The 11588-nt window shown below is 67.3% G+C and carries 10 protein-coding genes; 1 reads left to right on the top strand and 9 read right to left on the bottom strand.

Annotated elements, in window-relative coordinates; genetic code table 11:
* Window positions 1-5: 5 nt before the first annotated feature.
* From DTS01S_RS25010 to DTS01S_RS24975, 8 genes are all read right to left on the bottom strand, one after another.
* Window positions 6-989 carry a Bug family tripartite tricarboxylate transporter substrate binding protein gene (locus DTS01S_RS25010; protein WP_016453427.1) on the bottom strand — a complete coding sequence of 328 codons (984 nt, stop codon included), beginning with the start codon at window positions 987-989 and terminating at the stop codon, window positions 6-8.
* 110 nt (window positions 990-1099) lie between these two features.
* Window positions 1100-2002 (bottom strand): LysR family transcriptional regulator, encoded by a 903-nt coding sequence (locus DTS01S_RS25005; RefSeq protein ID WP_061289400.1) that lies wholly within the window; start codon window positions 2000-2002, stop codon window positions 1100-1102.
* An 85-nt stretch (window positions 2003-2087) separates the two neighbouring features.
* Window positions 2088-2726: a bifunctional 4-hydroxy-2-oxoglutarate aldolase/2-dehydro-3-deoxy-phosphogluconate aldolase gene (locus DTS01S_RS25000; RefSeq protein WP_061289397.1), complete on the bottom strand. Its 639-nt coding sequence runs from the start codon at window positions 2724-2726 to the stop codon at window positions 2088-2090.
* A complete protein-coding gene (gene edd / locus DTS01S_RS24995; protein ID WP_016453429.1) occupies window positions 2711-4537 on the bottom strand; it encodes a phosphogluconate dehydratase in 1827 nt (608 codons plus the stop codon). Before edd ends, DTS01S_RS25000 begins: the two co-directional genes overlap by 16 nt.
* Before the next feature lie 109 nt (window positions 4538-4646).
* A complete protein-coding gene (locus DTS01S_RS24990) occupies window positions 4647-5666 on the bottom strand; it encodes a TRAP transporter substrate-binding protein (protein WP_016453430.1) in 1020 nt (339 codons plus the stop codon).
* 29 nt (window positions 5667-5695) lie between these two features.
* Window positions 5696-6976 (bottom strand): TRAP transporter large permease, encoded by a 1281-nt coding sequence (locus DTS01S_RS24985; RefSeq protein ID WP_016446058.1) that lies wholly within the window; start codon window positions 6974-6976, stop codon window positions 5696-5698.
* A gap of 12 nt (window positions 6977-6988) precedes the next feature.
* Window positions 6989-7495: a TRAP transporter small permease gene (locus DTS01S_RS24980; protein ID WP_017405761.1), complete on the bottom strand. Its 507-nt coding sequence runs from the start codon at window positions 7493-7495 to the stop codon at window positions 6989-6991.
* Window positions 7496-7513: 18 nt separating this feature from the next.
* The gene (locus tag DTS01S_RS24975; protein ID WP_254788058.1) at window positions 7514-8101 is read right to left on the bottom strand and encodes a gluconokinase; all 588 of its coding nucleotides are present in this window, start codon (window positions 8099-8101) and stop codon (window positions 7514-7516) included.
* A gap of 156 nt (window positions 8102-8257) precedes the next feature.
* Between DTS01S_RS24975 and gntR the strand changes: the two genes are divergently transcribed.
* Entirely contained in the window at window positions 8258-9352 is a 1095-nt protein-coding gene (gene gntR / locus DTS01S_RS24970; protein ID WP_046983925.1) for an HTH-type transcriptional regulator GntR, read from the top strand.
* Between the two features lie 83 nt (window positions 9353-9435).
* Here gntR and DTS01S_RS24965 read toward each other — a convergent pair whose 3' ends face one another.
* The gene (locus DTS01S_RS24965; RefSeq protein WP_017407904.1) at window positions 9436-11484 is read right to left on the bottom strand and encodes an acetyl-CoA carboxylase biotin carboxylase subunit; all 2049 of its coding nucleotides are present in this window, start codon (window positions 11482-11484) and stop codon (window positions 9436-9438) included.
* Between the last annotated feature and the right edge of the window lie 104 nt (window positions 11485-11588).

Here is an 11588-nt window from a genome sequence, read left to right as displayed (position 1 = left end):
GGTCCTCAGCTTTCTTCGGTCACTTTTGCGGCGCGAACGACGTCGCCCCACTTCTTGTATTCGGCAGCCATGAAGGCCGCGAACTTGTCCACGGAGCCGCCGCCGTCCTCCACGCCGTATCCGTCGAAGCGGCTGACCACGTCGGGCATGGCCAGCACGCGGTTGATGTCGGCATTGATGCGCTGGGCCAGTTCCCTGGACATGTCGCGCGGGCCGACGACGCCGTACCAGCTCGATGCGTCAAAGCCCTTGAAGCCTTGCTCGTCCATGGTGGGCATGGCCGGGAATCCCTTGGCACGGTTTACGCGGGTCTGGGCGATGCCCAGCATTTTTCCGGCGCGCACCTGGGCGGTGGCGGCCGTCATGGTGTCGAAGCTGAAGTCGATCTGGCCGCCGATGAGGTCGGTCTGCATGGGGCCGGAGCCCTTGTAGGGCACGTGGATGCTCTTGACGCCAGCCGCCATGTTGAACATTTCGGCCGCCAGGTGCTGTACCGAGCCCGTGCCCGACGAGCCGAAGCTGATCTTGCCGGGGCTTTTGCGGCACAGCTCCACCACCTCCTGCACCGAGCCATGGCTGTTCCTGCTGCTGGTCACCAGGATGTGGGGCGTGGCGCCGATGAGGGCGATGGGCGCGTAGTCCTTGAGCGGGTCATAGGTGATGGACCTGAAGATCTGCGGCGAGATGGCATGGGTGTTCACATGGGCCATCAGCAGGTTGATGCCTTCGGTGAAGCGCGTCCTGGCGAAGTACTCGGCCGCCAGCGAGCCGGTGGCGCCGGGCTTGTTCTCCACGACCACGGGCCTGCCCCAGACCTCGGACAATTTCTGGCCCACGATGCGCGCGAACACATCGGTGCCGCCACCGGGCGCCCAGCCCACCAGGATCTTGACGGGGCCCTTGGGCAGGTCGGAGCCCGGGGGCGAGGCCCCTGCCCAGGGAGCGGCCAGCGCGGCGGCGCCGGCCGCGATGAAGTCGCGGCGTCTCATGTCTGTCTCCTGCACATCGTTGTTGTGCAGCCACTGTCGCCGCGCGTCGGATTCGCCGCAAGCCTGTGGAACGCATGCCTGGTTTCGCCATATGCGAAACCGTGACGCTCTCAGTTCGCCTCGGAGGCGGGATGCAGCAGCGCCGCCACCACGTTGTGCAACGCCTGTTGCTGTGCCTGCCCTTCGATGAAGGACAGCACATAGCTGCGCTCGTGCCAGTCGCCTTCCAGCGCGGCACAGCCCAGCTCCGGCCCGGGGTGGAAGCTGCGCAGCACGCCTGGCGGCATCAGGCCCACGCCCAGGCCTTCGCGCACCAGGGCCAGCATGGTGTCGAAGCCGCTGACCGTGAAATCATTGCGGAACACCCTGCCCCGGCTGTGATGGGCACGGCGCAGGGCATTCAGGATGGCCGAGCCCCGGCCCAGGCTGACGATGCGGCACTCCAGCAGCCGGTCCAGCTCCACGGGCTGGTCGCCGAAGCTGAAATGCCTGCGGCTGTAGACCAGCACCAGGCTGTCGCGCCGGTAGTCGGCGCGCGGCAGGTCCACGAATCCGCTGGTTTTCTCGAAGATGCCGATGTCGATGACCTTGTCGCGCAGCAGTTGCTGGACGATGCGGCTGTTTTCTTCCATCACCTGCAGCGTGATGTGGGGATAGCGGCGCTGGGTGGCCGCGATGTCGGCGGCCAGGAACTGCAGGAGGGCCGACTTGGGCGCGCCGATGATGATGCGGCCGTCACGGCCGCGGCCCAGGGCCTGGGCATCGCCCTCCAGGCGATCGACCAGGTTGCCGATCTGCCGGATATGGGCCAGCAGCTTGAGGCCGGGCTCGGTGGCCTGCACGCCATGGGGCTGTCGCTTGAACAGGCGCGTGCCGAGCTGGGCCTCCAGATCACTGAGCCGCCGCGAGGCCGCCGCCACCGCCAGCTGCAGCCGGTCGGCAGCGCGCGAGATGCTGCCCTCCTCGGCAATGGCCAGCACGAGCTGCACGGTGGTGGAGTCGATCTTCATCATGGCGGCGGCCCTCTCGTCTGGCTGGAGGGCGACGATTGTGCCGCAGCGCCCCGCAGCGCCCCGCTGCGTCCCACCGGCCCTTTCGTCAGGCTTTGCGCAGAGCCTTGGCCTGGCGGGCCAGCGCCGTGATGCGGCTCCAGTCGCCCTGCTCCAGCGCATCCGTGGGCACCAGCCAGGAGCCGCCCACGCAGACCACATTCTTCAGGGCCAGGAACTCCTGGGCATTGGCCGGCGACACGCCGCCCGTGGGGCAAAAGCGCACATCGCCGAACGGACCCTGCCAGGCCTTGAGCATGGCCGTGCCGCCCGCCTGCACGGCGGGGAAGAATTTCAGCTCGTTGAAGCCGTCGTCCTGGGCCGCCATGATCTCGCCGCTGGTGGCCACGCCGGGCAGCAGCGGCAACTGCAGGTCCTGGCAGGCCTGGCCCAGTGCGCTGGTGTAGCCGGGACTCACGGCAAAGCGCGCGCCAGCATGGGCACAGGCGCGCGCATCGGCTGCGCTGCGCACGGTGCCGGCGCCTACGATGGCCTCGGGCACGGCGCGCGCAATGGCCTCGATGCTGGCCAGGCCCTGGGGCGTGCGCAGCGTGACCTCCAGCACGCGGATGCCGCCCGCGACCAGGGCCTGGGCCATGGGAACGGCATGCGCGAGGTCGTTGAGAACGATGACCGGGATGACCGGCGCGTCCTGCATGAGCTCCAAGGCCGTCAGTCGTTGATCCATGTGCAAGCTCCCTCTTCTGCGCTGAGCGCGTGGCGCCGGAATCCGGCAAACAGTTCGCGGCCGAAACCCCGGCCATTGGCTTGGCGCAGCGCCCGGGGCATGGTGGCCACCAGGCGTTGCTGCCATTCGGATTCATCGACCAGCACGGCCAGGGTGCCGGCCACGGCGTCCAGGCGCACCAGGTCGCCATCGCGCAGGCGCGCCAGCGGCCCGCCCACGCAGGCCTCGGGCGAGACGTGGATGGCCGCAGGCACCTTGCCCGAGGCGCCGCTCATGCGGCCGTCCGTGACCAGGGCCACCTTGTAGCCCTTGCCCTGCAGCACGGCCAGGGGCGGAGTGAGCTTGTGCAGCTCGGGCATGCCATTGGCGCGCGGCCCCTGCCAGCGCACTACGCAGATGACATCGCGGTCCAGTTCGCCGGCCTTGAAGGCCTGCTGCAGCGCTTCCTGAGAGTCGAAGACGCGTGCGGGCGCCTCGACCACATGGCGGTCCTCGGGCACGGCGCTGACCTTGATCACGCTGCGCCCCAGGTTGCCGGACAGCAGCTTGAGCCCGCCCGTGGCGCTGAAGGGCGCATCGGCCGGGCGCAGCACGGACAGGTCGCCGGAGACTTCGGCCGCATGCCAGGCCAACTGGCCGTTGTCCACGGCCGGAATGCGCGCGAACTCCTGCAGGCCATCGGGCCGCACGGTGAGCACATCGCCATGCATGAGGCCGGCCTTGAGCAACTGGCCGATCACATAGCCCGGACCGCCTGCGGCCTGGAACTGGTTCACGTCGGCGCTGCCATTGGGATAGACGCGGGCCAGCAGCGGCACCACGCCCGAGAGCTCGGAAAAATCGTTCCAGTCGATGGTGATGCCCGCAGCGCGCGCCACCGCCACCCAGTGGATCAGGTGGTTGGTGGAGCCGCCCGTGGCCAGCAGGGCCACCATGGCGTTGACGATGCAGCGCTCGTCCACCACGCGGCCGATGGGGGCGAAGCGCTTGTTCCTGGTGATGGCCAGCACGCTGCGCATGGCCTCGCGCGTGAGCAGTTCGCGCTCGCCGTCGGCCGGGTTGATGAAGGCCGTGCCCGGCACGTGCAGGCCCATGGCCTCCAGCAGCATCTGGTTGCTGTTGGCCGTGCCGTAGAAGGTGCAGGTGCCTTCGCCATGGTAGGCAGCCGATTCGGCGGCCAGCAGCTCCTTGCGGCCCACCAGGCCCTGCGCGGCCTGTTCGCGCACCTTGGCCTTGTCGCCGTTGGACAGGCCCGAGGTCATGGGTCCCGCCGGCACGAAGACCGTGGGCAGGTGCCCGAAATGCAGGGCGCCGATCAAGAGGCCCGGCACGATCTTGTCGCAGATGCCCAGCATCAGCGCAGCGTCGAATACGTCGTGCGAGAGCGCGATGGCCGTGCCCATGGCAATGGCATCCCGGCTGAACAGGCTCAGCTCCATGCCGGGCGCGCCCTGGGTCACGCCGTCGCACATGGCGGGTACGCCGCCGGCGACCTGCGCCGTGGCGCCCAGCCTGCGTGCCTCGTCCTTGAGGATGTCGGGATAGCGGGCCAGCGGTGCGTGGGCCGACAGCACGTCGTTGTATGCGGTGACGATGGCGACGTTGGGCGCCTTCTCCTCGACGATGCGTATCCTGTCGCCGCCTGGAATGCCCGCAAAGGCATGCGCCACGTTGGCACAGCCCATGGACTGCGCGCCGGGCGGGCGCGCGGCCATGGCGTCCACCTGTTCCAGGTAGGCGGCACGTGATTCGGCACTGCGCTCGCGGATGCGGCGCGTGACCTGGTCGACGATGGGGTGGATGGTGCTCATGGGGTGTCCTGCGGATGCGCTGATGCGCGTTTTCTCTGTGTCGCGTTGTCTTTTTGGTGGATGTCGGCCGGGGCATCCCTCCCAGGTGCGTCCGGCCCTGAATCGAAGCTTACTTCACTGCGCGCGCCTGCTTGACGGCGGCCTGTACCTCATCCCAGGTACCCTGGCCCACGGTCTTGGCAATGCCGGCATTGACCGTGGCGAGCTTGTCGCGCATGCGTCCCACCTCGGCGGCGGGCAGCTCGTTGACCTGCATGCCCTTGGTCTTGATATCGGCCAGGGCCTTGGCCGCTTCCTCGCGCGTGTCCTTGCGCTCGAACTCGCGGCTCTTGACGGCGGCGTCCTGCAGCACCTTCTTCTCGGCCGGTGTCAGCGTGTCCCACCACTTCTTGCTGACGGTGACGATCCAGGGGCTGTAGACGTGGTTGGAGATGGTCAGGTACTTCTGCACCTCGTAGAACTTGCTGGACAGCACGGTGTTGAACGGGTTTTCCTGGCCATCGACGGCGCGGGTTTCCAGCGCGGTGAACAGTTCGGAGAACGGCAGCGGCACGGCGTTGGCGCCCAGGGCCTTGAAGCTGTCGAGGAAGACGTTGTTCTGCATCACGCGCAGCTTCACGTCAGCCAGGTCTTCCAGCTTGGCGATGGGGCGCTTGTTGTTGGTGAGGTTGCGGAAACCGTTCTCCCAGTAGACCAGGCCCACCATGCCCTTGGGCTCCAGCGTGGCCTTGACCTTCTCGCCCACGGGGCCGTCGAGCACGGCGTCGGCCTCCTTGGTGCTGCTGAACAGGAACGGCGTGTCCCAGACCGCCATCTCGGGCGACAGGCCGACCAGGGTGGCGGTGGAGCCGACCATCATCTCCTGGGCACCGCCGATCAGCGCCTGCTGCATCTGCGTGTCCGATCCCAGCGAGGCATTGCCGATGGCGCGCACCTTCATCTTGCCGCCCGTGGCCTTTTCGACCTCCTTGGCAAAGAAGCGCGCCGCGCGGCCCTGGTTGGAGTCATCGACCAGGCCGTAGCCGAAGCGCACGATGCGCGGCTTGAAGTCCTGGGCCATGGCCTGGCCCGTGGCGGCCAGCGTGGTGATGGCGGCCATCAGGCCGGCGAGTGCAAAGGGAATACGCATGTTCATCTCCTTGGGTTGTAGTGGGGGGGTCAGTGCATCCAGCGCAGAGGGGCCAGGATGATTTGCGGAAAAATCACGAAAAGCACGGCAAGCAGCACATAGACCATCAGGAACGGGTTCGTGCCCTTGATCACGGTCTCCATGCGCAGCCGGCCCACGCCGGCAATCACGTTCTGCACCGTTCCCACGGGCGGCGTGATCAGGCCGATGCAGCCCACGTAGATGAACATGAAGCCGAAGTAGATGGGGTCGATGCCCGCCTTGACGGCCAGCGGCGCGCACACGGGGCCGAAGATCAGGATGGTCGGCGTCAGGTCCATGGCCGTGCCCACCACCAGCAGGAACAGCATCATCGTGGCCATGAACAGCATGGGGTTGCCCAGCAGGCCGGAGAAGCTGTCGGCCAGCATGTTGGGCAGGTCGGCCAGGGTGATCATGTAGGCCGTCACCGTGGCGGCGCCACACAGCAGCATGACCACGGCCGTGGTCTTGGCGGCGGCCAGGAACACGGCGTACAGACGGCTCCATGTCATCTCGCGGTAGATCACCATGGACACGAACAGCGCGTAGACGGCTGCGACCACGGCCGCCTCGGTGGGCGTGAACACGCCGCCCTTGAGGCCACCCAGGATGATGACCGGCATCATCATCGCCCAGAAGCTCTTGGCCAGTGCCTTCAGACGCGGGCCCCAGGCCATACGTTCGCCGCGCGACAGGTCGAACTTGCGGGCGATGGACCACCAGGCAAAGATCAGGAAGACGCCCATGATCAGGCCCGGCACCACGCCCGACAGGAACAGCTTGCTGATCGAGGTGTTGGTCGTCACGCCGTAGATCACGAAGGGCATGGACGGCGGAATGATGGGCGCAATGATGCCGCCCGAGGCCAGCAGGCCCGCGCTGTAGCTGTCGGGGTACTTTTGCTCGCGCATCATGGGCAGCAAGATGGTGGCCAGGGCGGCGGTATCTGCAATGGCCGAGCCGCTCATCGAGGCCAGCAGCACGGCGGCGCCAATGGCCACGTAGCCCAGGCCGCCACGGATATGGCCCACATAGGCGCGCGCCAGGTCAATGATGCGGCGCGACAGGCCACCCGCGTTCATCAGCTCACCCGCCAGGATGAAGAAGGGCACGGCCAGCAGCGGGAAGTTGTCGAAGCCGGCCTGCAGGTTCTGCGCAAGCAGCTGCGAGTCGAAGAAGTCCAGATGCCACATCAGCGCCACGCCGGTCAACACCAGCGCCTGGGCAATGGGCATGCCGATCACCATGCCGCCGATCAGCACGGCCAGAAAGATCAGGGTCACAACCATGGTGCCTGCTCCTTACTCGACCGAAGTCTCGCCATGGTTTTCTGTCGGCGCGCCGCGGCGCAGGTCGCGCAGCGACACCAACAGCAGGCCCACGGCCAGCACCAGGGTGGCCGCAGCGCCCAGGGCCAGCGGGTAGCCCAGCACCGTGCTGTAGCTGTTCAGCCCGGCCTGCACCTGGGCCCATGAGCCCCACAGCAGCAGGCCCATGCAGACCAGGACCAGCGCCTGCGACACCCAGAACAACACCTTGCGCGCGCCAGGGCCCACGCGGGATGTCACAAGGTCGAAGCCCAGGTGGCTGCCCTCGAAAGCGGCCACGATGGCCCCAATGGCCACCAGCCAGACGAAGAGCAGGCGCGAGATTTCCTCATAGGAAACGATGCTGGTGTGAAACACATAGCGCAGCACCACGTTGACGAACACGGCAATGACCATGCCGGCCAGGGCCAGCACCATCAGCACCTCGGCAAAGTGCTGCAGGCGCGGCTTGGGCCGGACTGCGGGGGAATCGGATTGCATGGTTTTTGTCTCCTGGCGTTATGGGTTCTGGGAGAGAGGGGCGGCCTGCGGCGCCGGATGGACGAGCCAGTCCTGTGCGCGGTGCACGATGTCGGCCAGCGGCAGCGTGGCGTCCACGGACAGCACGGCGCGCTCGCCTGCCGGGCTTTCCAGCGTGGCGAACTGGTTGGCCACCAGCTCGGGCGAGAAGAAGTGGCCGGCGCGCTCCTGCACGCGCTGCAGCGCCGTGCCGTAGTCCAGGTCCAGAAAAACGAAGCCCACCGCGCCGGCCGGGCCGGCGGCACGCAGGCGGTCGCGGTACTTGCGCTTGAGGGCCGAGCAGGTCAGCACCACGCCCTGCCCCGGCATGGCCTGGGCCAGCAGCCGTGCCAGCCGGTCCAGCCAGCCGCTGCGGTCGTCGTCGGTCAGGGGGATGCCAGCCTGCATCTTGCGGATGCTTTCCTCGGCATGGTGGGCATCGCCCTCGTGCAGGGTCCAGCCCAGGGCATCAGCCAGGGCCTGCCCCACGCTCGACTTGCCGCAGCCGGAAACGCCCATGACGACCAGCGCCCGTGGGCTGCTGCTTGCGGCGGTGGCGTCGGTTGTTGTTGGGATAGCGCTATCCATGTTCTTGCAAAAATTGGCAGACCAGGGTCTGCCTTGGATTTCGGTGTGCTTCAGAGGCCTTCGTCCGGGTTTACACGCAGGACTGCGGGCCTTCGAATGATTGGGATAGCGCTATCATAATCTCCAACCCTCCCGCCACCGACCTAGGACATTCCCTTGGCCCGCCAGATTCCGCCTGCATCTCCAGAATCGTCCTGCGCCGATCCTTGCGACCCGGCCCTGCCCGCCACGGGCCGCGCCCGCTCCTCGCGGGCCAGCGGACGCATCACGCTCAGCGATGTGGCACAGGCGGCCGGCGTCAGCCCCATGACGGTCTCACGCGCCCTGCGCGGCGAGCGGCGCGTGGACCCGGCCCTGGTCGAGAAAATCCGCGCCGCCGCCGCGCGCATGGGCTACGTGCCCGACCCTGCCGCGCGCGCTTTGGCCTCCCAGAAAAGCGCCCAGGTGCTGGTGCTGGTGCCCATGCTGTCCAACACCTTGTTCGTGGACCTGATCGAGTCTGTGCACAAGGTGCTGTTCGCCGCCGGCTACCACGCGCTGATCGGCGTGACCCACTATGACCGGGCCGAAGAGGAGCAACTGCTGCGCACCTACCTGCCCATGCGCCCTGCCGGCCTGCTGCTCACCGGCTTTGACCGCAGCCCCGCTGCGCGGGAACTCGTGCAGGCCAGCAAGGTGCCCTGCGTGCACCTGATGGAGCTGGGCGGCGAGCCGGGCACGCCCAGCGTGGGGTTTTCGCAGGCCGAAGCCGGAGCCGCCATCACGCGGCATCTGATGGAGCGCGGGCACAAGCGCATTGCCTTTTGTGCAGGCCAGCTCGATGCCCGCGTGATGCAGCGCGCCTCTGGCTACCGCCAGGCCCTGCAGGACGCGGGCCTGCACGACCCGGCCCTGGAACTGCTGTGGCCCCGCCCCACTTCGATGGCGCTGGGCGCCGAGCTGCTGGACGCCGCCCTGCGGCTGGATCCATCCGTCGATGCCCTCTTCTTCTGCAACGATGACATCGCCCAGGGCGCCCTGCTCGAAGCCCTGCGCCGCGGCATCCGCGTGCCGCAGCAGATCGCCATCGCCGGCTTCAACGACCTGCCCGGCAGCGACCAGATGGTGCCGCCACTGACCACCATCCGCACGCCGCGCGGCCATATCGGAACCGAAGGCGCGCGCATGCTGCTGCAATTGATGCGCGGCGAGGCCTTGCCATTGCACAGCCTGGATCTGGGATATGAGCTGGTGGTGCGGCAAAGCAGTTGAAGCGACAGTGGAAATGAAAAGGCCGGGTCTGCTGCCCGGCCTTTTCTCTGGTCGACGCCTGCGGCGCAGGAATCACACGGACATCACTCGAATTCCAGGATCACATCGTCCACGGCCAGCGAGTCGCCCTTGCCGGCGCTGATCTTGCTGACCACACCGTCCTGCGACGCGAACAGGATGTTTTCCATCTTCATGGCCTCGATCACGGCCAGCTTTTCGCCGGCCTGCACCTTCTGGCCCGGCTGCACGGCCACGTCCACCAGCAGGCCCGGCATGGGCGACAGCAGGAACCTGGACAGGTCCGGCGGTGCCTTGTAGGGCATGAGCCGGTGCAGTTCGCCGCCGCGCGGCGACAGCACCAGGGCGTCGATCTGCGTGCCGTTGTGGATGACGCGCAGGGCCAGCGGGTTCCTGGCCGTGCCGCGCTCGACCTGCGCCGTGAAGGGCTTGCCGTTGCAGCTGCCCTGCACGCACATGGCGCGCATCGGCGTCTCGCTGCGGAAGGTGTAGGGCTTGCCGTCCACGGTGACGGTGCTGGCGCGGCTTTCCGCGTCGAAGTCGGAAACCTGCACCTCGCGGTACTGGTGCTTGCCATCGGCCCCCAGCACGACCACGCAGTAGTCGGCCGAGACCTTGAGCTCATGACCGCGCATCTGGCCGCTGATGGTGGCGGCGCGCGCGCGGTAGCGGCGGTTCATGTGGCCTGCCAGGGCGACCAGGAAGTCGGGGTCGCCGTGCGGCACATCCTCGGCGTGGAAGCCGTGGGCGTAATGCTCGGCGATGAAGCCGGTGTTGAAGTCGCCGCTCTTGAACTTGGGATGGGCCAGCAGCGCGGCCTGGAACGGGATGTTGGAGCTGATGCCCCGGATCACGAAGGCATTGAGCGCCTCGCGCATCTTGGCGATGGCGTCGTTGCGGTCGCTGCCGTGCACGATGAGCTTGGCGATCATCGAGTCGTAGAACATCGGGATTTCGCCGCCTTCATACACGCCCGTATCCACGCGCACGCCATGCAGGTGGCCGGTGTCGGCCTGCCACATGGTCTGCTCGGGCGGCGAAAAGCGCACCAGGCGGCCGGTGGACGGCAGGAAGTTGCGGAACGGGTCCTCGGCGTTGATGCGGCACTCGATGGCCCAGCCATCGCGCTTGACGTCTTCCTGCGCGATGGCCAGCTTCTCGCCAGCGGCCACGCGGATCATCTGCTCGACCAGATCCAGGCCGGTGATGCACTCGGTCACCGGATGCTCCACCTGCAGGCGGGTGTTCATTTCCAGGAAGTAGAAATCCTGGTCCTTGCCCACCACGAACTCCACCGTGCCCGCGCTCTGGTAGCCCACGGCCTTGGCCAGGGCCACGGCCTGCTCTCCCATGGCGCGGCGCGTGGCATCGCTGATGAAGGGGGACGGCGCCTCTTCGATCACCTTCTGGTGCCGGCGCTGGATGGAGCATTCGCGCTCGTTCAGGTAGATCACGTTGCCGTGGCCGTCGCCCAGCACCTGGATCTCGATGTGGCGCGGCTCCTGCACGAACTTCTCGATGAAGATGCGGTCGTCGCCGAAGCTGTTGCGTGCCTCGTTCTGGCAGCTGGCAAAGCCCTCGAAGGCTTCCTTGTCGTTGTAGGCCACGCGCAGGCCCTTGCCGCCGCCGCCGGCGCTGGCCTTGATCATCACGGGGTAGCCAATGCCCTTGGCGATTTCCACGGCGGCCTCGGGGCCGGCGATGGGATCGTTGTAGCCGGGGATGGTGCTCACGCCCGCCTTGTCGGCCAGCTTCTTGGAGGCGATCTTGTCGCCCATGGCCGCGATGGCCGCGTGCTTGGGGCCGATGAAGGCGATGCCCTCTTCCTCCACGCGCCGGGCGAAGGCCTCGTTCTCGGACAGGAAGCCATAGCCCGGGTGCACGGCCTGCGCGCCGGTCTGCTTGCAGGCGGCAATGATGCGGTCGGCCTGCAGGTAGGACTCGCGGCTGGGAGCGGCACCGATGTGCACGGCCTCGTCGGCCAGCTTGACGTGGCGTGCCTCGCGGTCCGCATCGGAGTACACCGCCACGGTCTGTATGCCCATCTTGCGGGCGGTGGCGATGACGCGGCAGGCAATCTCGCCGCGGTTGGCAATCAGGATCTTCTTGAACATCTTCTTAGCCCATTCTTGGAACTAAATCATGGGAACCGGAGCTGTCGTCAGCTTCGCTGTCCCTGTTTTGCGCTTCGCCAGCACTGTCAGTAACCGGCGCGACC

Source organism: Delftia tsuruhatensis NBRC 16741 (assembly GCF_001571325.1).
Classification (GTDB): Bacteria; Pseudomonadota; Gammaproteobacteria; order Burkholderiales; family Burkholderiaceae_C; genus Comamonas; species Comamonas tsuruhatensis.
The sequence above is the reverse complement of the archived record's forward strand: the minus strand, read 5'-3'. Positions and strand labels throughout refer to the sequence as shown.

Coding starts and splice junctions, on each gene's coding strand:
- DTS01S_RS25005 (WP_061289400.1), bottom strand. CDS start 2,002: ATGATGAAGATCGACTCCACCACCGTGCAGCTCGTGCTGGCCATTGCC.
- DTS01S_RS25010 (WP_016453427.1), bottom strand. CDS start 989: ATGAGACGCCGCGACTTCATCGCGGCCGGCGCCGCCGCGCTGGCCGCT.
- DTS01S_RS24975 (WP_254788058.1), bottom strand. CDS start 8,101: ATGGATAGCGCTATCCCAACAACAACCGACGCCACCGCCGCAAGCAGC.
- DTS01S_RS24990 (WP_016453430.1), bottom strand. CDS start 5,666: ATGCGTATTCCCTTTGCACTCGCCGGCCTGATGGCCGCCATCACCACG.
- DTS01S_RS24965 (WP_017407904.1), bottom strand. CDS start 11,484: ATGTTCAAGAAGATCCTGATTGCCAACCGCGGCGAGATTGCCTGCCGC.
- DTS01S_RS25000 (WP_061289397.1), bottom strand. CDS start 2,726: ATGGATCAACGACTGACGGCCTTGGAGCTCATGCAGGACGCGCCGGTC.
- edd (WP_016453429.1), bottom strand. CDS start 4,537: ATGAGCACCATCCACCCCATCGTCGACCAGGTCACGCGCCGCATCCGC.
- DTS01S_RS24980 (WP_017405761.1), bottom strand. CDS start 7,495: ATGCAATCCGATTCCCCCGCAGTCCGGCCCAAGCCGCGCCTGCAGCAC.
- DTS01S_RS24985 (WP_016446058.1), bottom strand. CDS start 6,976: ATGGTTGTGACCCTGATCTTTCTGGCCGTGCTGATCGGCGGCATGGTG.